This window comes from Capnocytophaga sp. FDAARGOS_737 (genome assembly GCF_009730375.1).
GTDB classification, from domain to species: domain Bacteria; phylum Bacteroidota; class Bacteroidia; order Flavobacteriales; family Flavobacteriaceae; genus Capnocytophaga; species Capnocytophaga leadbetteri.
In genome coordinates this window covers 1,379,690-1,406,609 of record NZ_CP046316.1, presented here as the reverse complement: position 1 = coordinate 1,406,609, position 26,920 = coordinate 1,379,690, and the positions used below count along the sequence as shown (strand labels likewise).

The following is a 26,920-nucleotide window of genomic DNA, read 5'->3' as shown; positions in this document are numbered from 1 at the left end:
AATCTGACGACTGGCTAAATGGCGCATTTAAAACATATCCGCAAATATTTTTTCAAATACAAATACCATCTACTGCTCGGTATCTTAATTACCGTAGTGTCGCGCATATTTTCACTATTTATGCCCCGCTACGTGAAAAATTCTATAGCAGCTATTGAGGAATTTGCTCGTTCTACAAATAAAGATGCTGCTCAAATGACTTCTTTGCTCATAGAATATGCACTTATTATCATCGGAGCAACTATTATTTCAGCTGTTCTGATGTTTTTTATGCGTCAGCTTATCATTAATGTATCTCGTTACATAGAATACGATATGAAAAACGAGATTTTTTTGAAGTATGAGCAGCTTTCACTTAGTTTTTACAAACGTAATAGGGTAGGTGACCTGATGAACCGCATTAGTGAAGACGTGTCGAAAGTGCGTATGTATGCAGGCCCTGCCATTATGTATAGTGTGCAAACTATTACCCTCTTTGCTTGTGTTATTCCGCTGATGTTTATCATTTCTCCTAAACTTACTCTTTACACTCTCATTCCGCTGCCTATTCTTTCTTTGCTAATTTATAAAATGAGCAAGAAGATAAATATAGAAACGATGAAAGTACAAGCTTATCTTTCAGACCTTTCTACTTTTGCTCAAGAAACGTTTTCTGGTATTGGGGTTATCAAAGCTTATACTAATGAAGCTGCTACTAATGCCCAGTTGGCGGTGCTGGCTGAAGATGGGAGGCAGAAGAGTATTAAACTCGCTAAGATACAGGCCTTTTTTATTCCTACTATGATACTGATGATAGGGCTTAGCCTTATCTTTGTGATTTTTATAGGAGGGCGTTTGTATTATTTGGGAGAAATACAGTCGATTGGGGTGATTGTAGAGTTTAGTATTTATGTGATGATGCTCACTTGGCCTGTAGCGACAGTGGGTTGGGTGAGTTCTATTGTGCAACAAGCGGAAGCCTCTCAGAAGCGCATCAATGAATTTCTTTCAGAAGTACCCCAAATACGCAATTTTACTTTTACACCTACCCCTATAAGAGGCGATATAACCTTTAAAAATGTTTCTTTCCGCTATGAAGATACAGGGATAGAGGCTCTTAAGGAGGTGTCGTTTCAGATAGAAAAAGGACAAACTGTAGCGATTATTGGCAAGACAGGTAGCGGCAAGACGACCTTATTAGACCTTATAGCGCGTATGTATGAGGCTACTGAAGGCGAAGTGTGTATTGATGGGCAGCCTGTGCAACAGCTTAACTTACATAGTTTGCGCGAAGCTATCTCGGTAGTGCCACAAGAGAATTTCCTTTTCTCTGATACTATCCGAAATAATTTGCGTTATGGCAATAATGCTACAGATGAAGAGATAGTAGCTGCTTGTGAAAAGGCAGTAGTGCATCATAATATTGTGGAATTTACTCATCAGTACGATTCGATATTGGGTGAACGAGGCGTGTCGCTTAGTGGAGGGCAACGCCAGCGGGTAGCTATAGCCAGAGCTTTGCTTAAACCGGCCGAAATCTATTTGCTTGACGACTGTTTGTCGGCAGTAGATACCGATACCGAAGAGAAAATACTTACCAACCTACGCGATACCTTAAAAGGTAAAACCGTGATTATTGTAAGTCATCGTGTATCAATTACTAAGTATGCAGATAAAATACTGATGCTTGATAAAGGGAGATTAGTAGAACAAGGCAATAAGGAAGAACTATTAGCACGAAATGGGGCATTCAAAGCCTTTTATGATACCCAAACGATATGATAGAAGAAAACAAAACTACCTATCAGCAACTGTTGCTGTGCGCTGAGCAAAAGTACAATAAAAAGTTGCCTTTTGTGTGCTACCGCTTACCGCAGCAGCCCTCAGTAGTGATGAGATGGCAAGAGCAGCCTATCCTTAATGTTTTTGATCAAAAAGAAGTGATTGAGGGCTTTGTGTTCGTACCTTTTCGCTCTAATCACCCGTCTGTATTTATCCCTTTTGATGAACGAATAACCTTATTAAGTAATTCACCTCAAGGAGATACAGAAAACACAACAACCCATACACCTATAGAGACTGAAGCTGATAAACAAGCACATCTTAACTTAGTCGCTGAAGCGGTAACTGCTATACAAGCAGGGGCTTTTGAGAAAGTAGTGCTTTCGCGCAAAATCACTCTTGCTAAGCCTGCTTGTCCGTTTAAGAGTTTTACTAATATGCTGCTGCGTTACCCTTCGGCTTTTTGCTATCTGTTTTATCACCCACAAGTAGGTACGTGGTTGGCGGCTACCCCTGAAACGTTGCTGTATCATCACCAAGGTGATTTTCGCACAATGGCGTTGGCAGGTACTAAGGTAGGGGATAAAGAGTGGCAGCCTAAAGAGCGTGAAGAACAGCAGATAGTTACTGATACTATTGTATCGCAATTGCAACCGTATGCTACGACCCTAAAAGTAACAGACCCTCATACTGTGTGTGCCGGCAGTGTGCAGCACCTCTGTACCCAAATAAGCGGTACACTACCCACAGATAAGGTAAACGAAGTGATACAAAAGTTGCATCCGACCCCTGCAGTCTGTGGTTATCCTACAGATAAGGCACGCACTTTTATCATAGAGTACGAGCCTTATGATCGCGAGTATTATACAGGCTACTGCGGGCTTATAGAGGGGACGAAAATGGCTGCCCTATACGTTAATTTGCGCTGTATGCAGATAGATAGTCAGCATACTTATCTGTATGTGGGAGGTGGTATTACTAAGGACTCTATCCCTCAGAAGGAATATGAAGAGACCCAGAATAAAGCCCAGACAATGAAGATGATTTGCTAAGTTAGTCGTTAGTGTTTAGTCGTTAGTCGTTAGAAAGCGACTAAATGACAAGTGACTAAAGACTAAGGACTAACGATAAGCAACTAACGACAAGCAACTAACGACAAGCGACTAAGGGCTAATCACGAAAGACTAATGGCAAGTGACTAACGAACTAACGACTAAAAAAATATTATAAATGAAAAAAGTACTAATAGCAATGTCTGCACTGCTGATGATAGCTTGTGACAAGACAGAAGAAAAAGACACGATGATTGTAGAAGGGAACATTGACGGTTTGAAAATCGGAACTATTTACCTGCAAAAGTATGTGAATGATAAACTTACCAATATCGATTCGGTAAAAGCTGAGGGGAGTGGTAAATTCACTTTTAAATACCCTTTAAAGAGTCCTGAGGTGTTCTACATCTATTTAGATTTGAAGAAGCAAGCGGGTACTGACCTCGGTGACCGCCTGATGTTCTTTGGAGAGCCTACTACTATTCAGATTAATAGCTCTTATGATATGTTTGAAATAAAGGCTAAGATTAACGGTTCTACTTCGCAAAAAGAGTATAATGAATATGCCCACGTGATGCGTCAGTTTAGTATGCGCAATGCTGAGCTGTTAGAAAAGCAAGTTAATGCTTTCAAAGAAGGTAATACCGCTCTTACGGACTCGCTTAATGCAGTTTCAGAGAAGAATAACTTCCGTCGCCATCTTTTTGTGCTTAACTATGCGCTTACTCACCCAGAATCATATATCACTCCTTATGTAGTGTTAGTTGATGCGCCTAATACCCGAGTGAAATACTTAGATTCTATTTATGGTAAGCTTTCTAAAGATGTAGCTGCTTCTACTTATGGAAAAGAGTTTAAAACTTATATAGAAGTAGCCCGAAAAGCAGAAAGAGAAAGAGCTGCAAAAGAAGCAGAAGACACAAAAACACCAGATGCTAAGAATGAATAAATTAAAAAGAGCTGTCTCAAAAATAATGAGACAGCTCTTTTTCACTATTAAAATCTTCCATATAATATACGCCGTAACCACCCTACATACCTAACCAAGCGTTGCACACCGTCGCAACAGAGTATTGCTATTATAACAAAAATAGCTATATTCAGATAGAACATATCACCTATATACGTTTTGATATAAGGAACTAGAAAATGGGAATAGTAATGGGTGACATATATCTCTAACGAAATACCGCCTAGGTATTGCAGACATTGGGTTGTGCGAGCCGATAGTGGGTTGCGCAGGTTTATAATCTGTTGCCATACCACATAGGTAGCCGCAATGCCTGTCAGTGCTAAGGCGTAGAGCCTAACAGAGTAGAGCAGGAATGAAGATGGCGAAATAGGGAAGAGTAGGAGCAGAGGGAAAAGCCCTACACTTGCCCAACCTATAGGTTTTATAACTCTCATAGATTTGGGTTCGTATTTATGGGTGAGATAACCTAACCCAAAATACAAAAAGTACCAACACAATTCAGGAAGTCCGTAATAAGGAGCTTGTGCCCCAGTGATACGGTGTATAAAGATGATTATACTCCACAAACCTATCATTGCCCATACTTCTCTTCCTTTGCTTACTTTTAATGCGATATAGAGCAAAACACATTCCCAAAACAAAAGCCATAAAAACCACATACCTTGAGTAGGGTCGTGTATGAGTACTTTGAGGTAATGCCCTACTTTTTCAATATCAAAAAGATACTTATGATAGGCAGCTGAAATGAGAAACCATACAAAAAACGGAATTACTAATACTTGAAACCGCTTGAACAAGTTCATTTCACTACGCTTATTAAAACTTACATAACCAGATAGAAACATAAATAGTGGCATATGAAAAGCGTAGATAGTGGTATAGAGCGGCTGACTGCGGTCATCGCCAGAAAACCACTGACAGGCGTGCCCTATCACTACCAAAATGATGGTAAAACCTTTGAGTACATCGATGAGAGGATTGCGTTCTTTCATAATAAATTACGTTAATTGCTACTCAATCTAAATACGTATTTGATAGTATTTCTTAATTTAAATTGTTTCTAATCGTTATACGTACTACCTTTGCCCCCGTGATTTAATAGCAATAGCTTTTGAATGACAGAGTTGAACCATAAAGATTATTTAATTTAGAATTATTTTTTGTCGGTAAGCGATGTGAATCGTTTACCGATTTTTTTTGCTATACATTGAAGCGGAAGTGCATAATATCACCATCTTTCACTATATATTCTTTGCCCTCTACACGCATCTTGCCAGCTTCTTTTACTTTGGCTTCGCTACCATAGGTAATGAAGTCGTCGTAAGCGATTACCTCAGCACGTATAAAGCCTTTTTCGAAGTCGGTGTGGATGACACCTGCTGCTTGAGGAGCAGTGTCGCCCTTATGTATCGTCCAAGCACGAACCTCTTTTACTCCCGCAGTGAAGTATGTTTGTAGGTTTAGTAAGTGATAAGCCGCACGTATCAGTTTAGAAGCTCCGGGTTCTTCTAAGCCTATATCTTCTAAAAACATTTGACGCTCTTCATAACTTTCTAATTCGGTAATATCAGCCTCAGTAGCAACAGCCAATACTATTACTTCAGCATCCTCGTCTTTTACAACTTCTTTTACTTTTTCGACGTAAGCATTACCATTTTTAGCAGACTTTTCATCTACATTGCACACATATAGCACAGGCTTAGCTGTTAGCAACTGAAAGCTGTCTAATAGTTCTTTTTCTTCCTCATTTACTTGTAAGGAACGAGCCGATAGACCTGTTTGCAAAGTTTCTTTGATGCGATTGAGTAGCTCCATTTCTTTAGCCGCTTTCTTATCGCCTGCTTTAGCCGCACGAGTTACTTTTTCTAAGCGTTTTTCTACAGTTTCAAGGTCTTTTAGTTGTAGTTCGATATCTATAGTTTCTTTGTCGCGTATGGGGTCTACACTGCCATCTACGTGCACTATATTATCATTGTCGAAGCAACGCAATACGTGTATGATGGCGTGGCACTCGCGTATATTACCCAAAAATTGGTTGCCTAAACCTTCTCCTTCACTAGCCCCTCTTACTAATCCGGCTATATCTACTATTTCAACAGTAGCGGGTAGTACGCGTTCGGGTTTTACAAGGGCTTCGAGTTTTTCTAAGCGCGGATCAGGTACGTTTACTACTCCTAAGTTAGGTTCTATAGTACAAAAAGGGAAGTTAGCACTTTGTGCTTTTGCATTAGATAAACAATTAAATAAAGTGGATTTGCCTACATTAGGCAGTCCTACAATTCCTGCTTTCATATTATGAATTAATTTTGAATTTTATGTCTGTTTTTTATAAGTCGTAAGCTGATGCGGTTGAAGCGATAGAGCAAGCATACAGCAGCAGCGGTAAGTCCTACTAATAAGCCTATCCAGATGCCTATATTGCCTAATGAGGTATGTACCCCTAATACATAAAGAATAGGGAAGGCAATAAGCCAATAAGCTATAAAGGTGATGTACATCGGTACTTTAGCATCTTGTAACCCACGTAAAGCCCCTAAAGCTGTTACCTGCAAACCGTCAGAGATTTGGAAGATAGCGGCTATTAGTAGTAAGTTAGCTGCTTCGGCTATCACCAAACTATTATTAGCGGCTTTTTCAGCATTGTCCATCTCTAAGTATAGCGAAGGTAACCAATCGCGTAGGACAGCTAAGAGAGTAGCAAAAAATACTTGAGTACAAAGTACTAATAAGAATACAGAGATGGCTACTCTGCGCAGGTTGGCGTAGTTTTTAGCTCCTAACTGATTGCCTACACGTATCATAGCTGTAATACCTAAGCCGTTTGCCACCATAAAGGTCATAGTGGATAAATTGAGAGCTATCTGGTTAGCTGATAGTTGGTTTTCGCCCAGCATACCGCTTATCCATATAGCAGCTGAGAAAACACCTGTTTCGAAAATCATCTGTAAGCCTGTAGGTAGCCCGATGTTGCTTATTTTTCTCAACATAGCTTTGCCTATATGCTTAAAGCTGATATGGGTAACGTATTCTTTGGTTTTCGGCAAGTACTTGAGCATATAATACAGCATTATAGGCATTGCGATACGGGAGATGAGAGTACCTACACCTGCCCCTAATACGCCTAATTTTGGGCAACCCCAATTGCCATAGATAAAGAGATAATTGCCGAATATATTGATAAGATTTGCCAATAGGGTGACATACATAGCATATTTGGTCATTGAGAGACCATCGGCAAATTGTTTTAAGCTACTGAATACACCTAAAGGAATAAGTGAAAAGGCTACTAAGTGAGTGTAGGGAACTGCCAAAGCGATTACTTTCTCGCTTTGCCCTGTGATGCGCATTATAGGTTCTACAAAAAACATCAATAAGAAGAGCACTGCACTCAGTATGATATTTAGCAGCATACTGTGATTTAAAATAGACTGTACAGCTTGCTTATCGCCTGCCTCATCATTCATAGCTACTAATGAGGTAGTAGCCACAGAAAAGCCTATAGCAAACGACATTGCTATAAAGATGGCTGTATTGCCCAAGGCAGCTGCTCCCAGCTCGGTAATTCCTACCTTGCCCACCATTACATTGTCGACAAAGCCGACAAGGGTATGCCCAAGCATTCCTAATATTACGGGGTAAGCTATTTTGAAGTTGTATTTAAATTCTTTTGTGTAACTTGATAAAGACATTTTTTAGGTATTAGGTTTGTAGGTATTAGGTGTTAGATTTCTGATATCTAACACCTAATACCTGACTTTTACTAATTAATCTCTATTTCATCAATAATATTTTTAGCACCGGCGTAAATGTCAATTACCCAAAGCACATAGCGTATATCTACGTTGATAGTGCGTTGTAATTGTTTGTCGAATATTACATCGCCTGCCATAGCTTCAATATTACCATCGAAAGCAAGGCCAATGAGTTCGCCTTTGCCATTCATCACAGGTGAACCAGAGTTACCCCCTGTAATGTCGTTATTGCTTAAGAAGTTTACGTGCATAGAGCCGTCTTTGTCTATATATCTACCGAACTCTTTTTTCTTATAGAGGTCGAGCATACGTTGCGGCATATCAAACTCAGGGTCGCCTGCTTTGTATTTTGCCATTAAGGTATTGAAGGTAGTATAGAAATTCTTCTTAGCATCGGGGTTGCGCTTGTCGGCTTTTAGTGGTTTAACAGTACCATAGGTTAAGCGTAAAGTAGAGTTAGCATCAGGATAGAGTATGTTGCTTGCTTTTGAATTGCGCATACCTTGTACAAATTTTCTGTAAGCCTTGCTATAAGCATCTTCTAAGTTGAACAATTCAGATGAAGGATTGCGGTAGCTTTCAAACAAAACTCCAGAAAGCTGTAAGATAGGGTCAGAGGCTAAGCTAGCAGCTTCTTGTTTTGCCCCTTCTTTAGCAGTTTCTTTGCTTCGGTAGATACTTTTAGCTAAAAGGTCTTCTACATACTTATTGAAATTGCCATTGTATTGAGCTTTGATAGCTTTGAGCTCTGTAGGCACATCGGTACCTTTGTTAGCGTACAGCTTTAGCATATCGGCAAGGATAGCTTTTTCTACATCTAAGTTTATTTTATCGTACTCAGATAGCAGGTTATCTACCTTTTTATCTAATTCATCAGCAGGCATACCTCCTCTTTGAGCTCCGCTTACTAAACTAATGTAGCGTGTAGGCATTTTTATAAAGAAAGAAGCACGCCATAGCATACCTAAATAGTTCTGATCGGCTGATAGTGTGTTAGTTTTCTCGAAATAAGTAGCTAAAGTGTTAAGTACATCGCCATATTCAGCTTTATTTTCAGCTTTCTTTGCCCATTTAGCAAACTTAGCTTCAGCTTTACGTTTTTTATCAGCTGTTTTATGAGCACTAAGAGCGTCAATCATTCCTTGGCGGTTTTTCCAATAGTTAGCAATGCTAGAGTATTGAGAAGCATACAATAGGCGTACCGCATCGTCTTTATCCATAAAACGCTTCATAGCGTCCATAGCAGTTTTAGAGGCTTCTACCCATGCTGGATAAGCATACTTCACGTTTTGGTCTACCCAATATGAACTTTCCCAGCGGTTAGTGCGCCCAGGGTAGCCCATAATCATAGCAAAATCTTTATCTTGTACCCCTTTAAGACTTACTTTTAGGTAGCGTTTTGCTTTTAGCGGAATGTTATTAGGAGAATAAGGAGCAGCATTGCCGTCTTTGTCGGTATATACGCGGAAGAGAGAGAAGTCGCCTGTTTGACGAGGCCATTCCCAGTTGTCGGTATCACCGCCAAACTTACCAATGCTTTCAGGAGGCGTACCTACTAAGCGCACATCTTTAAAATCTTGATATACAAAATAGTAGTATTCATTCCCTTGGAAGAAAGGACGTACAGATACTACATATTTACCACCTTCGCTGTTTTCTTTTTCTATCTTAGCAATTTCTTTATTTAGTGCAGCTTCGCGTTCTTTTTCGTTCATTGAAGGATTTACTACTGATAACATACGTTCAGTAACATTATCCATACGTACAAAAAAGCGCACAAACGACTGTTTAGGCGATAGCTCTTCGTCTTTAGAACGCGCCCAAAAACCATCGCGTAGGTGGTTGTGCTCTGGAGTAGAGAGCTGAGCAATATTGCCATAACCACAGTGGTGATTGGTTAGTACCAATCCGTCTTTGGAGATGATACTCGCCGTACAACCCCCATTGAACTGCACGATAGCATCTTTTAAGCTATTGTTATTGATGCTGTAGATTTCTTGGGCAGTAAGTTGTAAGCCCAATTTCTGCATATCCCTTTGGTTCAGACGTTCGATAAACATCAAGAACCACATACCTTCATCGGCTCTTGCTATAGGGACAAGTAGCAAGAAAGCCATAAGAGTCATACTTAATCTCTTCATAAAAATTGATATAATGGTTTATTAAGGGGGTAAAATTACTACCTTTTTATTAACTGACCAAATATTAATGTCTTATTAATTTTTTTTTAAGCAGAGAGAAGATTAATTTTAAAGGCTTTTTTATGTGAAAAATGTAGTGAAATATCTGAAGAAAAAAATCTTGTTAGATGTAATTACAGGATTAAGTTCCTAAATTCAAGTAATAAAAGTAACTTTTTAATAAGGGTTTGTTTTTAATTTTTGTCTGCTGCAGACAAAAATTAAAAACAAAAAAAGCAAGGAAAAATCATATAGTTTTTCCTTGCCAAATGAAAAAAATCCTCATATTTGCGTTGTTGAAATTGAAAAATGTAAAGTACAAATTATGAGTCATATTTCATTGGGGCAAAGATACAAAATAGAAGGATATCTACAAATTAATTTAAAAAGAGCTCAAATTGCAAAAGAAATAGGGTTGCCTAAAAAGACTGTAAATCAAGAAATTAAAAGAAACTCTAATCCTCAAACAGGCATATATAAAGCTGAGGAAGCTCATCAATTATACCTTGATAGAATGCAGAAAAAGAGAAAAGCTATACATTTTACAGAGGAAATTAAAGAGCAGGTAACTACCCTTTTAAAAGAAGATTATAGTCCTGAACAAATTGCAGGAACACTAAAAAATATTTCTCATCAAACTATTTATAAGTTTGTTTGGAATGATAAGAAAAAGGGAGGTGATTTGTACAAACACCTTAGAAATCAGGGGAAAAGGTATCAAAGAAAAGAAACTTATAAATCAAATGATCCTATTAACGATAGAAAAAGTATAGACTTAAGACCAGCAATCGTTGAACAACGCTCACGCATAGGTGATTACGAAGTGGATTTAGTAATGGGAGCTAATCATAAAGGAGCTATTTTAACATTTAATGATAGAGCTACAGGTTATACTTTATTAGGGCACTTGCCTTGTAAGGGAGCTATCCATACAAAAGAAATGATAGCTAAGTTAATTACTGAAAATCAACTAACTATACATACAATAACCTCTGATAATGGCAAAGAATTTTCTAAACACAAAGAGCTATCAGAAGAGTTCAATTTAGACTATTATTTTGCTCATCCATATCATAGTTGGGAGAGAGGTTCTAATGAGAATTATAATCGTTTATTAAGACAGTACTTTCCAAAGGGAGCTGATTTAAGGTTTATAAATGAAGAAGAATTGGAGAGAGTACAAAACAAACTTAACAATAGACCTCGAAAAAGATTTGGTTATATGAGTCCAAAACAGGTATATTTGCAAGCTATTAAAAATCAAGGAAACGTTAACTTATTGAATAACAATCAGCAAAATTAAAAGTTACCTTTATGAATTGAATCTGCCGTTAGCATAAGCGGTAGTATCTTTTTTTACCTTTGATATATTTATTAGATATTTGTTCTTCGCTAATCTTTCGCTTATCCTTCGCTCTTTCTGTATCTTTCCTATACTCATTGTATAGGGTAGATGTATTTAGAGAAATATACTGTTTTGTTACAGAAAAACAGAAAAAAATTTAAACTGATTTTAGGTGCTTCAATATAAAAAATAACGTTTGTAGCAAGAGAGTCTAAATAGAAAAAAATAACACTTTCATAAAAAAAGTTTATTTTTTATTGGTCAAATCATTTAAATATTGTATTTTTGCCCCTGAAAGAAGTAAATAATAATTGAGAATACATTTTGTTAAGAATTTGAAAGAGAGAGGTTTAATTAAAACAAATACTATGAAAAGGATTGCATTACTGCTATGCTTGTTGTGCTGTTCGGGTGCATTTGGACAGCGTGATGATATTAAAACACTATTAGCCAAAGCAAGCAAGGGCGATATAGATGCACAAGCTTACTTAGCATTTTGCTATGAAAAAGGAAACAATGTACCCCAATCTTACCCTAAAGCAGTACTTTGGTATGAAAGTGCCGCTAAAAAAGGGAATGCTAAAGCACAGACTAAATTGGGGCTTCTCACCTACAAAGGCTTAGGTACTACTCAATCGTATGCTAAGGCAGCTGAATGGTTTGAAAGAGCTGCTAATCAGGGGCTTGCTGAAGGGCAAACCAAATATGGCATTTGTTTTTACAAAGGACAAGGGGTAGCCCAGTCGGATGTGAAAGCAGTGGAATGGTGGCAGAAAGCAGCAGAACAGGATTACCCTGAGGCACAAGGTTTATTAGGCTATGCTTACTTTAGAGGTAAAGGTGTAGAACAGTCTGATGAAGTGGCTGTGCTATGGTTTGAAAGGGCTGCTATGCAGGGCGATATAGACTCGCAACGCGACCTTGGTACTTGTTATTTTCAAGGCAAAGGCGTAGACCAATCATACGAAAAAGCTGTTTATTGGTATGAAAAGGCCTCTGAACAAGGCGATAAAGAAGCGCAGATGTTATTAGGGCTTTGCTATTTCACCGGTAAAGGCGTAGCTAGGTCAGTGAATAGAGCTGTATATTGGGTAGAAAAGTCGTGCAAAAGCTATAATACTAAGGCGTGTGAATACTTAGAGAAAATAAAACCATAAACATTTGATAATTAACTATTAACAAGTAACTATTTAGTTAGATAATATTATGTTTGCAAATCTCATTTCATTTGAAGGACGCATTAGAAGAGCTGAGTTTGCTATTACTCTTATTCTTTGTTACTTCGTTAGATCTTCCTTGCTTGCTATATTTGGTGAACTCAATTTGTTGAGCAGCATATCTAGTGTTTTTTTAGTTTTGATATTTTTCTCCCAAAGTGTGAAGCGTCTACACGATATGGATCAGACAGGATGGTTAGCTATACTGCCTGTTTATAATCCTATTCTTCTACTATTTGTAGATGGTACAAGGGGCAAAAACCAATATGGTGAAGACCCTAAACGGCGTGCGCCCCTCTCTGAGACATTTAGTACCGCACATCAACCTACTCCGTCTAACTTTCCTCTGCCAGATATACCGCCTACTGAGCCACAACCTTTCTCTACGCAATCGAGTGCTACTTCTACAGCAGAAAGCTATATACCTCTTACTGATTATGTGCTAAATGCAGACGGCACGATACTACAACAGTGGCTTAACAAGCAGATTACGTTCTTGAATATGGCTGTAGATGAGCAACTCAGCCAAGTAAAAACAATAGGTAGAGATGCCTTTGACAGCTGTGAACAGTTAGGAGAAGTAATCTTGCCCTTAGATCTTCTTACTATTAATAGATATGCTTTTGATAATTGTGTGCTTTTGCATTCTATTATTTTCCCCAGTAAAATGACTTTTGTAGGGGAATATATTTTTGGTAAAAACTGTCCTAAAGTACTTATATTTAAAGGTAGAACACCCCCCATATTAGAAGGCGACTTTGGCTATAACGATGACTGTATAGAGGTGATATACGTACCTATAGGTTGCAGTGAAGCCTATAGAGAAGCGCCCAGCTGGCAGAAATACAAGCGGAAAATATTTTAATCAGCAATTTAGCAAATTGGCAAAATGAAAAGAATTTCACTCATAGCTAACTCAGGAATACAGTACATCAAATTCTCGACAGCGATTGATAAAGAATTTGGTAAGAAACCTGAAGACAAAATATATTATCACGAACCTTTTAACAATCATACTGATGAGTTCGTGCTCGACCCTCTGTACAAATATACGACAGGGGGCGAAGTGTTTTATTACCGCTATCAACAGTTGTATGAAGGAGGTTTCTTAGCTAATGGACGCATCAAAGACAATACTGACCTGTCGGTACTTTCGCCTCTGTTAGACGCTAATGAAGATGGTAATTTGCGCAGAGCCCTTAAGAGTTTTCAGCGTAAATGGATTCCGCTACCTTATTTTAAAGATAATGCTATCAACAAAGATATTTTATACCCTACTGACTGGGTGCGTATCTTTATAGATTGTGATGAGGATTTTACTACTGCTAAAATTATTATAGCAGTAGATACCTTATTGGCACAAAATGAGGCAGATAAGACCAGTCCGCAACTGAGTTTGAACATAGATGAGAACGTCTTTAGGTTAGAGCCCTCTGTACTGAATATAGCCAATGTGTTGGCTGACCCTCATTTTGCTTCGCCTTGGATAAATGATTATCTGAACGAGGTATTTTATGGTAAAAATGATGATTTGAGGGCAGAAAAACCTTATAAACAGTATATAGCTTCGTATTTGCTGTTTATAAAATGGTTGAATAGCTTGATGCAGATGCCTGAAATACAACTTTTCACCGATAGAATGAAGAAAAAAGAAGTGGATTTGGTGATAGATGTAGGTAATTCGGCTACTTGTGCGCTTCTTTTTGAGAATAAAGACGATAATTCGTTTGATTTTGAGAGTGTAAAGAAACTTATTATACAAGATTATACCCAACCAGATAAGCAATATGCTGAACCTTTCCCGATGAATGTTATCTTTTCGGAATCGAAGTTTGGCAATATTAATGATACTTCGGACAATAAGAAATTTACGGTGCCCAGCTTGGTGCGCATAGGTTGGGAGGCTGACCACCTTATTAATGCTTCGGTAACAGACCTTAGTTTGGGCTATGAGCTGAAAACCTATAATTCGAGCCCTAAGCGCTATCTTTGGGATGATGCTCCTGCTGAACGCGAATGGGAGTTCAATCCTAAAGACTACCGCAATATTAAGAAAGTATATTTAAACGGTATTACTAATCAGCTTAAAACGGATGGTGAATTAGTGCGTGGCAATGAGATGTTTATGTCGAAGCCGCTCTTCTCGCGCAAATCGCTGATGAAGTTTGTGTTTTTAGAGATATTGGTACACGCATATGCCCAGATAAACTCTTATGAATTTAGAGAGGAGCACGGACAGATGATGGTGCCCCGCACGCTGAAACGTATCACTATCTCGTGTCCGACAGCTATGATACAAGCTGAACAGGTAGCCCTACGACAAGCAGCAGAAGAGGCTTGTGAGCTACTGAAGAATTACGCTACCTATTACTTTGATGAGAACTATGAGGATTTTTGGTTTCAGAAGCCTGAAATAATCCCCTCGACTAATGATATAAGTAAAAAACTATCGCAGTTAGACACTCGTACTGATTGGAGTTATGACGAGGCTACCTGTTGTCAGCTCGTTTTTCTCTATAGCCTTATAGTGAAGAAGCTCAAAGGTAATAACTATGTGATAGAGAATTATTTGTTCAAAGGGAAAAATACACTAAAAGTAGCTTCGGTAGATATAGGAGCAGGTACTACAGATATACTTATCAACCAGTATCAACTCAGCGAAAATGGCAGAGATGCAGACCTGCTGACTCCTACACCTCTGTTTTGGGATAGTTTTAAATTTGCAGGAGACGACCTACTGAAAGACCTAATACAGAAAATTATTATAGAGGGTGAAGTGAACAGTCCAGCAGATGAAGATTGTACAGGTGTTATAGAAAACTACGGAAGGAACAAAGGCATCGGCAATATGTCGGAGCGGTTGAACAACTTCTTTGGCGAAGATGCTAATAACATCAGCTATAAAGGGAGAGTGATACGCCAAGCCTTTGTGCAACAAGTAGCTATCCCTATTGCTTTGGAGTATCTTAAAAACGCTAATCGGGTAGATGAAAATCCTCAGTATAAGACTTTTGAGGAGATTATAGGGCGCAAGTTTCAGAATACAGAACTTTTGAACTATTTTGAGAAGCATTTCGACTTTAGCTTGCTTGACTTACGTTGGAAAATAAGTGCTGATAAGGTAAATACAATAGTAGCTTCGGTATTTGATAGCCTTATACGGCAAATATGTCTGGTATTTAACCAATATCAGTGTGATTTTGTGGTATTGTCGGGTAAACCAGCTTCATTGCTCAGTTTTGAAGCTCTCTTTAAGAAATACCTTACCCTTTCGGTACGTAACCTCATAAACCTCAATAATTATTGGGTGGGCAGATGGTATCCGTTTGCTGATGGCAACGGCTTTATAAATGACCCTAAAACCGTAGTAAGTGTGGGGGCTATTGTAGCTCTAATGGCGGGTAAGCTCTTCAAAATAAAAGACCTAAAGATAGATACTACTCATATCACCCAACAGCTTATATCGACTGCGGACTATATAGTATGCCTTAAGAATAATGAGAAAGAGATGATACTATCGCCTAAGAAGAATGAAAACGAACTGATGGTTAGCAGTTTGCCTTTCCACTTTGGCTATTCTAAATTCCTTGCGAAAAACTATCCTTATGCCGATTTGTACAGCATACGTATTAATGAGGCAGAAGTGGAAGCCTATGTGCGCCGTAAGTATCCTACGCAGACTGAAGACTATATACTCCGCCAGATAGAGGTAGAGAAGAACGCTATACGGCAGCATCTGCCGCTACGAATGTCGTTAGTACGCGATTATGATGAGAGCAAAGAGACGATTAGGATAGAGTCGGTAGAAGACGCACAAGGCAATGAGAAGCCCCATAAATACTTTGTAATGCACTACCAAACCTTGAAAGACGAAAAAGGCTATTGGTTGGATAAGTGCGAATTTATACTTAATGCAAAATAACTATGAAAACAAATTATAGTCAGCAAGATATAGATACCCTAAAGCGTTTTATCACTGATAAGAAAGCATTAGTAACCCAAACAGTAGCGTGGGCAGAAAAGAATTTGAAGTACGAGCAACGCAATGAGGTATTACTGCACCTAAAATCGGCAGCTAACACCTTTAATAAGATACTGCAAAATATAGACGCTAAACCCGTGATGGCACTCTTTGGAGCCAGCCAAGTGGGGAAGTCGTACCTTATAAAAAACCTACTCAGCACCGCTAAAACACCTTTTGAGATTAGAAATGGGGCAGAGGCATATGATTTTTTGCAGCGTATCAACCCAGCAGGAGGTAAAGAAAGTACCGGATTAGTAACGCGCTTTACTATTCAGCAGGAGACTAAATATCCTGACTTTCCGCTAAAAGTACGCTTACTCAACGCTAAAGATATACTAATACTGATACTTGACGCCTTTTTCTTAGACCTGAAAAAGATAAGTTCGTTTATCTCTAAACGCGACCTTGAGGCACATATCAAACGTTATGAACTACAGACAGAAACGCCTAAACAAGAGTATCTTAATGAGTTTGACATATTAGAAATAAAGGACTATTTTGACAACCACCTCTCTAAACACACTATACTATTTGAAGGGCTGGTAGAAACACGCTTTTTTCAGCGCATAGCTAAAATTATTTCGCAGTTTGACTATACTCAGTGGAGTGCTATCTTTGAGGTGCTGTGGAATAAGAATCAGTATCTGACCGCTATATTTAACCAGCTGATGCAGAAACTGCACAGTCTTGACTACACTACTGAAGCATACTTGCGTTTTGACACCGTGTTGCGCGAAGAAGGTGCTATACTGGATGTAGAACGCATCAAACAGTTAGGAAAAGTGCAACGCGATACGGTTATTAAAACAGCTACAGGTAGAGAGGTAACCATAGATATTAATTACCTTTCGGTACTGATAATGGAGCTTATCTTCTCTATACCACCTGAGTTAGTGCACGCTAAGCCTTTCTTAGAAAACTCAGACCTGTTGGACTTCCCAGGGGCGCGCACTCGTTTGGCGATAGAAGAAGCAGGGATAGCTAATGAAGATAACCAAAAGCAGATGCTTATACGCGGTAAGGTGTCTTATCTGTTCAACCGTTATTCTGATGACTACAGTATTAATAATTTACTGTTTTGCAATAATGACAAGCAGTTAGAAATTAATGAGTTGTCATACCTTTTGTTCAACTGGATAGCCAAGAATATAGGAGATACCCAAGAGAAGCGCACTCTTACCTTAGCTAATGCTGCCATTCCGCCACTGTTTGTTATCTACACCTTTTTTAACGAACAGCTATATTATAAAGACGGGGCAGATAATAACTACTTAACAGACTATACGGCACTGAACCACAAATGGATAGCTCGTTTTAATGCTATTTTTGAGGGAGAAATCGTTACCAAATCAAGAGATTGGCATACCCATTGGTCGGTAGGTTCGCCTTACTTTAGCAATATGTATCTCTTGCGTGATTTCAACTACTCGAAACATACTTTTGAAGGATTTGAGACTTACAAAGAAGAGACAGCACTACGGGCAGATAGGGTGGATTTTATGAATGCGCTGAAACGCTCGTTTACTGAATTTGACTTTGTACAGCGACACTTTGAAGACCCACAAGCCGCTTGGGATGCCGCAGCTAAAGTGAACCAAGACGGTTCGGAACGCATTATTAATAATCTGCAAAAGGTATCGAACAACCTTATAAAGATAAATCATTATATCACACTGCTCAACCAGACACTTAGAGATTTGCAAACAGAGCTTTCGGCCTACTTGTACACGGATGATATACAGGCTATGCGGACTAAGAATATGCAGTTGGTTACACAACTACAGTTTCAGTTTAACGCCTCGATAAGGCAAGATTTTTCGCTGTTTAATAAGTTTATAGAGCAACTGAGTGTAACCCCTATAGAGGTGTATAACCTACTGAATGAACACCTTATTATAGATGTGGAAGAGCAAATACATAACGCCCTTAGTAATGCCTCTATACTCTATACTCAGTATCCAGAATTGGAACAAGCAACTACAGAAGAAGAGGTAGTGGAGATACTAAAACGACAAATGTGGCTGACCAGCAAGGAAGAGGTTGCACAGCAATTGGCAGCTTTTGACATTCAGCTAAGCGACCTTTTTAAGCCAATCAGAAGTCAGTCGAAGGCAGTGTATTACACCCAGTTGATGCTTGATACTTGGCAGGCAAAAATCAGTGAAAACCCTTATACTGATTTTGTGCAGTACCACATCACTAAGAGTAATATAGACGCAATAACAGAGCATTATAAAACTATTATCAAAAAGCGCGGTATAGTAGAAAAGTTAGTGAAAATTTTTGACAATATAGTGTCGGAAATAAAAGGTATACAAGGAGAAGAAGTGTTTATGGCTGAAACCTTTGCCCTGCTGATTAACGATATTGTCTATAATTTTGATATGCAGTTTATCACTGATAACGAAGTAAGAGAGATAAGAGAACTCGCTATGATAAAGAATAATCCGCACTCTTACTTTATGCGCACTAATAGCACCGATGATGCTACTATTGCAGATCTTTTTGACAATACTAAAATGGATGTAAATACGATAGCTTTGGAGAAATACAACCGCTGGATAGAGTTATTGCGCATCTCTTTGCTTATCAATAGCGGTTTTGTAGATTATGACGAAGCAGAGAACAATGCGCTGAAGTTGTTGCTCTCGCAATATATTGCCTATCAACCCTAATATGACGCTATAATGCACAAGTTTTATACTCTTTCTACAGATTCATTCGTGCCTATTTCGCACGACAATAAGCACCTATTCAATACTTATGAATTGGTTAATAACTTTATACGCACACGTATTGCCACTGCGTATAGAAATATATTGGCTAAGCCTATCCTGCATAATTATGAGGTAGATTGGTATTCGCCTTTTGACCAGCTGCGTGAAACTACTGACCTACAGGCACAACGCCAGTATTTTGCTTTTAAAGACGAATTGCAAAAGCACATACAGAGTCTTGCTCAGAGTCCTGACCCTAATAATAAGAATTGGGCTGGCTTATTGGAAAAAGTTTTTAGTGAGAAAGACAATAAAATATTCAGCAATGGGCAACAAATCTGTATTGTATGGGGGTGGGCGTTTAATAATGACCAAATACAACGCCCTATTATAGCTGAAGAGAAGGAAGAAATACCTGAGGAGCAGCCTGTAGAAGAACCTTTGGTAATAGAAGAAACCCCAGCACCTGAAGAGCTCCCTATAGCTCCAGAAGAAGTCCCTCAGCCAGTAGAAGAAGAGAAAGTAATTGATTTTGAGCCAGAGCCTGTGCTGGAACAACCTAAAAAAAGGTCGTTTTTAGAGTTTCTAAAAGAGTTTGCAGCACATCGGAGTTGGCTACTCGTTTTGTTATTAGTGCTGATAGCTCTTACTTTTTTTATCAAATCACTAATGTATTAACAGATTATGAAAGATAAGTTTTTTTACCGTCATTGGTGGTTATACTACCTGCTTTTTTTCCTGCTCTTAGGGGTGCTTATTTATGCCCTTTTGTGGCATCCTAAATGCGAGGTTAATTATCCTCCATCATACTATCAACAGCCTAACACACCTGAGAATCCTATTCCTCCTACTGATGGTAGTACCGCTCCGCCAGCTGTAGTTAATTGTGATGCGGCAGTAGAGTCGGGCGGTTATGGACTGACTACCACTACCCACCTGCTTGGCAGTAAGCCCGGTACAGTATACGTAGCTTATGAAATGTATACCGTGCCCGATAGGCTGACCATTTACTACGATGGTAACGTAGTAGCAAGTACTGCTGATACGGTAAGTGGTGAAGGTAGGTTGAGCTTTTACTACAAAGCTGAAAAAGGCAAGCCGCAAGAGTGCAAAGTAGAAGTATATGGACCTGATACTCGTACAGAGTGGGAATATCAACTTAGTTGTCCTGAATAACTGAAAAATATAATAGTCCGATGAATAAATATCCTTTTAAATATTATTTAATACTATTCCTCGCTTTATTGCTGAGTATCCTTTTTTGGTTCTTAATACTCTTGCGTTATCAGTGGGAGATAGGTGGGCGACCTTATTTTACACCTCCTGCAGGGAGTGTAAGTCAGCCACCAGCATTGCCCAGCAACTACTATAGGGTTAAACCTATAGATCGCGATAAGGTAATAATTGATACTATCAGCAGGCGAAAGATAGTATCAGACCTGCTAAATCTCGCTATTAAAGATACTGTTTATCAAGCAAAACGCTTTGTACAGGAATTTACCCAGAAGTTTGATACTACCCAATATCGCATCAATTATGTAGATAGCACTATCAACTATATGCAGCTAAAAGTAGCTGATGCCGATAGAGCCGCTTTTAAACAGAAAGTAAAAACAGAGATGCCTGCCTATGACCTATTGGTATGGGACGAAGCTCTATTTGACAAACAAGCAACAGAGAGCAATCGCTATCTGCAAGCAGAGAACTTATACCCTTTGCGACAGCTTAGCACTTCGCATATAAAAGTAGCCGTTATAGATAATGGGTTCGACCTGCAACACCCTTCGTTAGCAGGTAGATACCTCAAGCCTTATAATGCGACTGACAATAGTGCCGATGTGAGTCCTTTGCCAATCAATCACGGTACAGCGGTAGCTTCTATAATTGTAGGCAATAAATACGCTGATATACAAGGGATAGTGCCCTCGGCACAGCTTATCCCTATAAAAGTAGCTGATGCTAATGGTATGATGAGTTCTACCTACATAATAAAAGCGGTACTCTATGCTATAAAGAATCAAGCAGATGTAGTAAACATATCGTTAGGAGCCAACTTGCAAGGATTAGACTATCTACCAGAGCCTTATCAGCAGGAATTTATTAAGAATGGGGCTAAAGACGAAGAGACTTTCTGGAAGGAGCTCTTTGCCTATTCAGAGAAAAACAAAACTATAATAGTACTTGCAGCTGGTAATGACAATATGCTGACAGGCTTTGACCCTCTGCAGCGTGCTGAAAATACTATAAAAGTGGGGGCAGTAGATGAGCATAATCGCAAATCAAAATTCTCTAACTACGGCACTTTAACTACCCTTTACGCACAAGGGGAAAATATAAAGGTAGCTAGCACTGGCAATCAAACAGAAATAACACAAGGCACGAGTTTTGCAGCGCCTATAGTAACGGCTTTTGTGGTAGCTCTAAAGAGCAAATACCCTCAGTTCAGCAGTAGTCAGATAATAGCAGAACTGAAGAAAAACACTATTTACCAACAGCAATTGGCTGTATTGTACAACAAAACCTTTTAATATTATGACAGAGTTTAAACAAGACAACTTTACCTTTGTAGATGTAGTATCTCTCATCTTTCTGGTGATTCTTTTTATCGGCAATTTCTTTGGGTTGCTATATTTTACCTCAGGTAATTTTCCGATAAGTATAGCTATTAGTGCATTAGTAGTAGTGCTATATTACGCCATTATTCAACTACTGAAGAAGAGCAAACAGAAGATGGTGACCCAGCTATATAAGTCGCCCGCTACTATACTATTGGTGTTATTTGTAGTGTTAGCTATCTTTAGCTTTGTGCCGTTAACTCACTTAATTAACATAGAAACTAATGCTAAAGACAAGGTACAAGTAGAGGTAAACGAAAAGATAAATAAAATTAATACTTTTTCTGATATATATGCCAATCGTGCTAAGACTGATATGCAGAACTTTGAGAGTCAGCTTACCAATAAATTGCGCGCTTATGTAAAGAGCAAGAGTCCTACATTGAAAAACCAACTGATGGCAGCCCCTTATAACATAGATGCGCAGGTGTTGGCTACCCCTCAGAATATAGATGTAGATGATTTGGTAGCTTCGCGCTTGATAGCCGTCAGAAGCAAAATACAAGACAATCAACAAGAGATAGACAAACGAGTGAATGAGGCTAACGACTATCAACGCCGCTTTCAGCAGTGGAATAGACTAAGAGTAGCTACCGAGTATAAGAACCTGAATACGTTTGTAATTGATAGCTATGAGTTGCTCAATAAAAAGCTATCAGAATTGCCTGTAAACAAAACTCCAGAGCCAGTATCTATAAATAAAATGCAGTTGCCGCTTGATAGTTTCACAGAGCTCAACAAGCAATACCCTCCTAACTGGCTACTGCCTGCCCTTGCAGTGGTGATAATTCACTTATTTATCCTTATTCCGTTTTTCTTGTACAAAGTAAGGGTATACAGAAACGATACTGATACTACCTCAGGTAAAGTAATAGAATATTAAAACACGTAAATACTATGAACAGAATAAAAAAGATGCAAATACTTCAGGAGTGTTGTAATCCGTCTGCTTTCACTATAGATAAACTAGACCAGTTTGTGCAGCAAGGCGATATTACCATTGAAGAGTTTGCTAATTATCATCTTGAAATATCAAAAGTAGAAGAGCTTAAGAGGCGCAAAGCCCAGCGCGAAGGGATTACGCTCCCTACTGAAGAACCTGCCTCACAAACACAGAGTTCTATTTTTGATACTGAGCCTCAAAAATCTATTTGGGATACAGAATCTAAAGGCTCTATTTGGGATACAGACCCTAATGCTTCTATTTTTGGTACTCCTGTTACTCCTCCGCCTTCTGCCCCAGTAGCAGCTGCTCCGGTAGCTCCTACTTATCAGAGAACTACTGCAGATAAATCTATTGAAATACAGAAGGTACTTGCCCAACAAGTCGGGATACAAGATATTATAGATAGAATCAATCAGCGGCTTTATACCTATGACGATTTAGAAGCGGCAGGTGTGCCCAAACGGATAGTTACTTCTTTTAAGCACTATCAAAATCAGAATATTACTAAATTTTATAACGTAGAAGACTTGCCCCAAATGGATAAAGGGCGTACTGATGTCTTTTTTGTAGGTATTCCTGCTTCGGGTAAATCGGTGATGCTCTCAGGACTGCTTTATTACACTAAGAAAATGGGTATTAGTATACCCGATTCTTATAATATAGAGGGAGAGAAATATTCTGCCCAAATTACTTCTTATTTAGAGAAAGGTGTGCTACCCAAGCCTACTGGTTCGGGTACTTATAACTATATAGCTATATCATTAAAAGATGATAAGAAAAAAGCCCACCCACTGAATATAGTAGAAGTACCAGGTGAGAACTATGCTAAGATATTTGATGGAGGATTAGAAAACGAAGAAGTAAGAGGATTTGTGAACTATGTGAAGAACAGTAATCGCAAAATTCTTATATTCGTATTAGATGCCTTAGAGCACCAACAACGATTGGAGGCAGATTACGCCAATATGTATAGCCAAAGCGACATCTATGTAAGTATCCTCAATATGTTTAAAACCTATAAGATATTGGATAAAACAGATGCTATCTACATAGTTGTCAATAAGTTTGATGTGATAAAGAAATCCTACGGTCAGAATTCGAAAACTGATTTGGACTTAGCTGATGAGTTTGTAAGAGAAGAGTTTAGAAACTTGCTCAACAACTGCATTGACGCTAAAGAAAACAGCGGTAATAAGTTCAAAATAAAAGTATTTCCTTTTTCTATAGGAGAAGTGTGTTATGATAAAATCTTAAAAGAATACAACCAAGAATATTCTAGAAATATAGTAGAACAAGTCCTTTCGGATAGCTTTATCGTAGGAGGAGGGAAAGGTATTTTTGGTGGGCTGTTCGGATAATTACTAAACCCTTAAAACACTATGAAAGTACATCTTTTGATACAGCGCACTTTTAGCGGACTTAATACCGAATACACCACTTCGCCCGCTATAGCTAAACTTGATACTAAGCTTTTCTTAACCGATGAGCGCAATATGGCTATGCAGCTTACTGACGCTCCTTTCTTTTCATTGGCTAAGAATGAGCAATGGGTAGCCTATTCGTTTATTAAAAAAGTTTTAGACCGCGAGAAACGTGCTGGTTTTTACGCTATACGCCTTTTTTTATCGCCTCGTTATCAGCTTACTAATGTTCGAGAATGCCTCATTACAATAGCTAAACGCTATGAGGCAACTATACAAGCAGGGGTAGCCCAACAAGAGTACTCTGACCTGATCACACAAATAGAGGCACGTGCTATAAAAGAACGTGTCCCCTATACGATAGATGAAACTAGTATTAAGAAAGGAGACTACTATACAGTAGCGACTCCTGATAGTTTAGAAAGTCTTTTTGAAGACGATAGAAATGCCTTTATAGAGAAGTTATATCTTTTTACAGAAGCTATCAATAGTCCGCATTTAGGTCAGTTTCATTTACAACCAGTAGAAAATATCAATACACGCCGATTGCAGATAGAGGATACTCGCCATTATCTGAAGTCGCTTTGGGTGAATGAGGTAGCAGTGCCCGCAACTACTAAGTTGTTATTACTACCTAATGATGCTAAGGTGTATTATCAATTTCCTAACAATGAGCGACAGCTGCTACCCAATGAGGTAACGCACTTTAGTACTAAAGCACTGCATATAATAGATAGTGAAAGGTGTATAGAGAGTGTAGAGGTACGCAATCAGCCTGTAAAACCTAAAACAGATTTTTATATTTACGGTTTTCAAGAAGATACATTTATTGTAAAGCTAAAGGGTAGAGCAGAGCGTATAGAAGTAGCAGATACTCTTAGCGAGTTGCGCACTAGAAAATTGGTAGTGAAAAATCCTGATGATTATTTAGCTAAATTTTGGGTGAATGAGGTAGAAATACCTATAGGTAAAAAAGCTGAGGTATGTGCATTACAGACAGATACCCTATCTTATTCAATACACGGAAAAGCTGCAGAACGCAAGGCTGTAACCCTATATGAAGATACCTTACTAATTCAGTTGCCACAGCAAGGTAATAGTTCTACTGCTTCTGATAAATCAAATTGGGAAGACCTCTTGCTTTTTGCTGTATTAGCTCTTATTATAGGTGGAGTAGGAGGGTATGCTTTCCGAAATTATACTTATAAAGAAGAACTACAGCAAAAACAACAACAGTTAGACGATACTAATGCTCTTTTAGAAAAAGAAAACCAAAAGCTCTTTAGCTTGCCTACTAAATAATAAGACAATGAACAAGAAGAAAATATACCTATTTATAGCCACTTTCTTAGGCTTGCTTATCGGCTTTGTAGCTGGTTATTATTACGTAGATAACGAGGCGAAAGACCTTCTTAGTCAGAAAGATAAACAGATAGCAGAAGTTAATAGTCGATTAGAGAATGTACGCTTGCAATACAGAGCCGCAGAGCAGCAAGCGGCACAAGTTGCAGCAACTACTACAGTTACTACCTCTGCTACTACAGCGGTAGCTACGCCTACCCAAGTCCTTACTAAAAAGAAAAAATGATACAGCTATGACAGATAATAAACGCACTCTATACTTTATGCTTAGTGCCTTAGGCATAGCTGCTGTGATAGCACTCTATACATGGCTTTCGGGTACTGATTTTAGCAGTACTCCTGAGCAAACAACTGTAACGGCTGGTGAGGAGGTAGCTCAAACTATCAAAAACCAGATAAAAGCCTTAGAAGTACATAGTATTACTCCACAACAGTACAATAACCTACGTACTGAGATAATAGGCTATTATCAGCAACAAGACATCACTGAAGACCTTAAGGATACTTATCTTAGTCAGCTAAATGATACTTATACAGAGCTTTCATTTGCTAAAGTACAAGACCTCTTGCTACAAGACCCTTTGCCTGAAGAGGATATACAGAAAATACTTACTCATCTTACTACTCTAAAGGCAGATAAGAATAAAATAGCAGAAGTGAAGCGCAAGATACAATGGTACCATTATTTTACTCAGACATTGCCAGCTAAGGTGGATACTTTTATAGAAAAACCTTCGTCAGAATTTAATACAGAAGAGTACGAAAAGCTACAAGAAGAGGTATCAGAACTTAAATATACAGAGTTTGAAGTATCGGCTACTGTAAAACAAACACAAGAAAATAACTTGCAAAAGCTGAAAGAGGCATATGATCATTATCGCCTTTATAAAGAAAGAATGTACGATATTTATAACGATTGAAAAAATGAAAAAGCTCCTATTCTTTAGCACTCTACTACTCTCGCTGTTTGCTAATGCTCAGCATATAGATGATAAGTACTTAGCTGCAGCAGCAGAGCATAAAAAAGGAAACTATCAAAAGGTAATAGACCTATTGCAAAACGAGAATTACAGACAAAATTTAGATGGCTTTTACTTGATGCTTCAGGCACATTACGCTTTAGTAACCACCGACTATCAAACAGATATAGCGCACTTTAACTTTAACCGACTAGTAGAGCTCCGCACTATGATAGATGATTATCTGAAGGTAGCTCAAAATCCTAAAGGAATAAAAACAGTACAACAACAGCAAAAGGAACTGCTAAATTATCCAGCAACAGAAGCTACCTTTAATGAGATACGCAGTCAGTTAGTAGGTAAAAGTCAGTTGCAAGATATTAAAATAGCCCTTTCTAAGCTCAAATTTGACAAAGTAATAGCTTTAGTAGATGAGTATGCTACCGATGGCTACGTGCCTGATTATGAATTAGCTTATCACAAAGCGATAGCGGAGTTTAGAAAGGTAAAACTACACCGAAAAACAACTACCAAAGAGCAGAAAGAACAAGTATAGCAAGAACTGAAAAACTATAGAGATACCTATCAAAGAAAAA

At 38.5% G+C, this 26,920-nt stretch carries 21 protein-coding genes; 17 read left to right on the top strand and 4 right to left on the bottom strand.

Annotation, left to right across the window (positions count from 1 at the left end):
- Window positions 1-18 precede the first annotated feature (18 nt).
- The 3 genes from FOC45_RS06255 (at window position 19) to FOC45_RS06245 (ending at window position 3,762) form a co-directional block, all read left to right on the top strand.
- Window positions 19-1,761: an ABC transporter ATP-binding protein gene (locus FOC45_RS06255; protein ID WP_009389870.1), complete on the top strand. Its 1,743-nt coding sequence runs from the start codon at window positions 19-21 to the stop codon at window positions 1,759-1,761.
- Window positions 1,758-2,813 (top strand): isochorismate synthase, encoded by a 1,056-nt coding sequence (locus FOC45_RS06250; protein WP_009389871.1) that lies wholly within the window; start codon window positions 1,758-1,760, stop codon window positions 2,811-2,813. The genes FOC45_RS06255 and FOC45_RS06250 overlap by 4 nt, the downstream gene beginning before the upstream one ends.
- 178 nt (window positions 2,814-2,991) lie before the next feature.
- Window positions 2,992-3,762 (top strand): DUF4369 domain-containing protein, encoded by a 771-nt coding sequence (locus FOC45_RS06245; RefSeq protein ID WP_009389872.1) that lies wholly within the window; start codon window positions 2,992-2,994, stop codon window positions 3,760-3,762.
- 47 nt (window positions 3,763-3,809) lie between these two features.
- Here the strand turns inward: FOC45_RS06245 and FOC45_RS06240 are convergent, their stop codons facing one another.
- The 4 genes from FOC45_RS06240 to FOC45_RS06225 all read right to left on the bottom strand — a co-directional run bounded on the left by FOC45_RS06240 (window position 3,810) and on the right by FOC45_RS06225 (window position 9,679).
- The gene (locus FOC45_RS06240; RefSeq protein WP_009389873.1) at window positions 3,810-4,778 is read right to left on the bottom strand and encodes an acyltransferase family protein; all 969 of its coding nucleotides are present in this window, start codon (window positions 4,776-4,778) and stop codon (window positions 3,810-3,812) included.
- Window positions 4,779-4,986: 208 nt separating this feature from the next.
- Window positions 4,987-6,078 carry a redox-regulated ATPase YchF gene (gene ychF / locus FOC45_RS06235; RefSeq protein ID WP_009389876.1) on the bottom strand — a complete coding sequence of 364 codons (1,092 nt, stop codon included), beginning with the start codon at window positions 6,076-6,078 and terminating at the stop codon, window positions 4,987-4,989.
- Window positions 6,079-6,086: 8 nt separating this feature from the next.
- Window positions 6,087-7,475, bottom strand: a complete 1,389-nt coding sequence (locus FOC45_RS06230; protein ID WP_009389878.1) for an MATE family efflux transporter — start codon at window positions 7,473-7,475, stop codon at window positions 6,087-6,089.
- A gap of 71 nt (window positions 7,476-7,546) precedes the next feature.
- Complete coding sequence (locus tag FOC45_RS06225) at window positions 7,547-9,679, bottom strand: S46 family peptidase (RefSeq protein ID WP_009389880.1); 2,133 nt, start codon at window positions 9,677-9,679, stop codon at window positions 7,547-7,549.
- Window positions 9,680-9,980: 301 nt separating this feature from the next.
- Here FOC45_RS06225 and FOC45_RS06220 point away from each other — a divergent pair, with 301 nt between their 5' ends.
- The 14 genes from FOC45_RS06220 to FOC45_RS06155 all read left to right on the top strand — a co-directional run bounded on the left by FOC45_RS06220 (window position 9,981) and on the right by FOC45_RS06155 (window position 26,880).
- Window positions 9,981-11,021, top strand: coding sequence for an IS30 family transposase (locus FOC45_RS06220; RefSeq protein WP_147715965.1), 1,041 nt, complete (start codon window positions 9,981-9,983; stop codon window positions 11,019-11,021).
- Window positions 11,022-11,431: 410 nt separating this feature from the next.
- On the top strand, window positions 11,432-12,220 hold the full coding sequence (locus tag FOC45_RS06215; RefSeq protein WP_009392137.1) for a tetratricopeptide repeat protein: 789 nt from the start codon (window positions 11,432-11,434) through the stop codon (window positions 12,218-12,220).
- 49 nt (window positions 12,221-12,269) lie between these two features.
- Entirely contained in the window at window positions 12,270-13,145 is an 876-nt protein-coding gene (locus FOC45_RS06210; RefSeq protein ID WP_009392138.1) for a DUF805 domain-containing protein, read from the top strand.
- 24 nt (window positions 13,146-13,169) lie between these two features.
- Window positions 13,170-16,202, top strand: a complete 3,033-nt coding sequence (locus FOC45_RS06205; RefSeq protein WP_009392139.1) for a virulence factor SrfB — start codon at window positions 13,170-13,172, stop codon at window positions 16,200-16,202.
- Between the two features lie 2 nt (window positions 16,203-16,204).
- Window positions 16,205-18,979, top strand: a complete 2,775-nt coding sequence (locus tag FOC45_RS06200) for a virulence factor SrfC family protein (protein ID WP_009392140.1) — start codon at window positions 16,205-16,207, stop codon at window positions 18,977-18,979.
- Between the two features lie 12 nt (window positions 18,980-18,991).
- Complete coding sequence (locus FOC45_RS06195; protein ID WP_009392141.1) at window positions 18,992-19,699, top strand: hypothetical protein; 708 nt, start codon at window positions 18,992-18,994, stop codon at window positions 19,697-19,699.
- 6 nt (window positions 19,700-19,705) lie between these two features.
- Window positions 19,706-20,197 (top strand): hypothetical protein, encoded by a 492-nt coding sequence (locus tag FOC45_RS06190; RefSeq protein WP_009392142.1) that lies wholly within the window; start codon window positions 19,706-19,708, stop codon window positions 20,195-20,197.
- Window positions 20,198-20,217: 20 nt separating this feature from the next.
- Window positions 20,218-21,549 (top strand): S8/S53 family peptidase, encoded by a 1,332-nt coding sequence (locus tag FOC45_RS06185; protein WP_009392143.1) that lies wholly within the window; start codon window positions 20,218-20,220, stop codon window positions 21,547-21,549.
- A gap of 4 nt (window positions 21,550-21,553) precedes the next feature.
- Window positions 21,554-22,519, top strand: a complete 966-nt coding sequence (locus FOC45_RS06180; protein ID WP_009392144.1) for a hypothetical protein — start codon at window positions 21,554-21,556, stop codon at window positions 22,517-22,519.
- 14 nt (window positions 22,520-22,533) lie between these two features.
- Window positions 22,534-23,940, top strand: a complete 1,407-nt coding sequence (locus FOC45_RS06175) for a hypothetical protein (RefSeq protein WP_009392145.1) — start codon at window positions 22,534-22,536, stop codon at window positions 23,938-23,940.
- 21 nt (window positions 23,941-23,961) lie between these two features.
- Complete coding sequence (locus FOC45_RS06170; protein ID WP_009392146.1) at window positions 23,962-25,305, top strand: hypothetical protein; 1,344 nt, start codon at window positions 23,962-23,964, stop codon at window positions 25,303-25,305.
- Between the two features lie 7 nt (window positions 25,306-25,312).
- The gene (locus FOC45_RS06165) at window positions 25,313-25,591 is read left to right on the top strand and encodes a hypothetical protein (protein WP_009392148.1); all 279 of its coding nucleotides are present in this window, start codon (window positions 25,313-25,315) and stop codon (window positions 25,589-25,591) included.
- Window positions 25,592-25,598: 7 nt separating this feature from the next.
- A complete protein-coding gene (locus FOC45_RS06160) occupies window positions 25,599-26,285 on the top strand; it encodes a hypothetical protein (protein WP_009392149.1) in 687 nt (228 codons plus the stop codon).
- 4 nt (window positions 26,286-26,289) lie between these two features.
- Window positions 26,290-26,880 (top strand): hypothetical protein, encoded by a 591-nt coding sequence (locus tag FOC45_RS06155; RefSeq protein WP_155846615.1) that lies wholly within the window; start codon window positions 26,290-26,292, stop codon window positions 26,878-26,880.
- Window positions 26,881-26,920 lie beyond the last annotated feature (40 nt).

Coding starts and splice junctions, on each gene's coding strand:
- FOC45_RS06255 (WP_009389870.1), top strand. CDS start 19: ATGGCGCATTTAAAACATATCCGCAAATATTTTTTCAAATACAAATAC.
- FOC45_RS06250 (WP_009389871.1), top strand. CDS start 1,758: ATGATAGAAGAAAACAAAACTACCTATCAGCAACTGTTGCTGTGCGCT.
- FOC45_RS06245 (WP_009389872.1), top strand. CDS start 2,992: ATGAAAAAAGTACTAATAGCAATGTCTGCACTGCTGATGATAGCTTGT.
- FOC45_RS06240 (WP_009389873.1), bottom strand. CDS start 4,778: ATGAAAGAACGCAATCCTCTCATCGATGTACTCAAAGGTTTTACCATC.
- ychF (WP_009389876.1), bottom strand. CDS start 6,078: ATGAAAGCAGGAATTGTAGGACTGCCTAATGTAGGCAAATCCACTTTA.
- FOC45_RS06230 (WP_009389878.1), bottom strand. CDS start 7,475: ATGTCTTTATCAAGTTACACAAAAGAATTTAAATACAACTTCAAAATA.
- FOC45_RS06225 (WP_009389880.1), bottom strand. CDS start 9,679: ATGAAGAGATTAAGTATGACTCTTATGGCTTTCTTGCTACTTGTCCCT.
- FOC45_RS06215 (WP_009392137.1), top strand. CDS start 11,432: ATGAAAAGGATTGCATTACTGCTATGCTTGTTGTGCTGTTCGGGTGCA.
- FOC45_RS06210 (WP_009392138.1), top strand. CDS start 12,270: ATGTTTGCAAATCTCATTTCATTTGAAGGACGCATTAGAAGAGCTGAG.
- FOC45_RS06205 (WP_009392139.1), top strand. CDS start 13,170: ATGAAAAGAATTTCACTCATAGCTAACTCAGGAATACAGTACATCAAA.
- FOC45_RS06200 (WP_009392140.1), top strand. CDS start 16,205: ATGAAAACAAATTATAGTCAGCAAGATATAGATACCCTAAAGCGTTTT.
- FOC45_RS06195 (WP_009392141.1), top strand. CDS start 18,992: ATGCACAAGTTTTATACTCTTTCTACAGATTCATTCGTGCCTATTTCG.
- FOC45_RS06190 (WP_009392142.1), top strand. CDS start 19,706: ATGAAAGATAAGTTTTTTTACCGTCATTGGTGGTTATACTACCTGCTT.
- FOC45_RS06185 (WP_009392143.1), top strand. CDS start 20,218: ATGAATAAATATCCTTTTAAATATTATTTAATACTATTCCTCGCTTTA.
- FOC45_RS06180 (WP_009392144.1), top strand. CDS start 21,554: ATGACAGAGTTTAAACAAGACAACTTTACCTTTGTAGATGTAGTATCT.
- FOC45_RS06175 (WP_009392145.1), top strand. CDS start 22,534: ATGAACAGAATAAAAAAGATGCAAATACTTCAGGAGTGTTGTAATCCG.
- FOC45_RS06170 (WP_009392146.1), top strand. CDS start 23,962: ATGAAAGTACATCTTTTGATACAGCGCACTTTTAGCGGACTTAATACC.
- FOC45_RS06165 (WP_009392148.1), top strand. CDS start 25,313: ATGAACAAGAAGAAAATATACCTATTTATAGCCACTTTCTTAGGCTTG.
- FOC45_RS06160 (WP_009392149.1), top strand. CDS start 25,599: ATGACAGATAATAAACGCACTCTATACTTTATGCTTAGTGCCTTAGGC.
- FOC45_RS06155 (WP_155846615.1), top strand. CDS start 26,290: ATGAAAAAGCTCCTATTCTTTAGCACTCTACTACTCTCGCTGTTTGCT.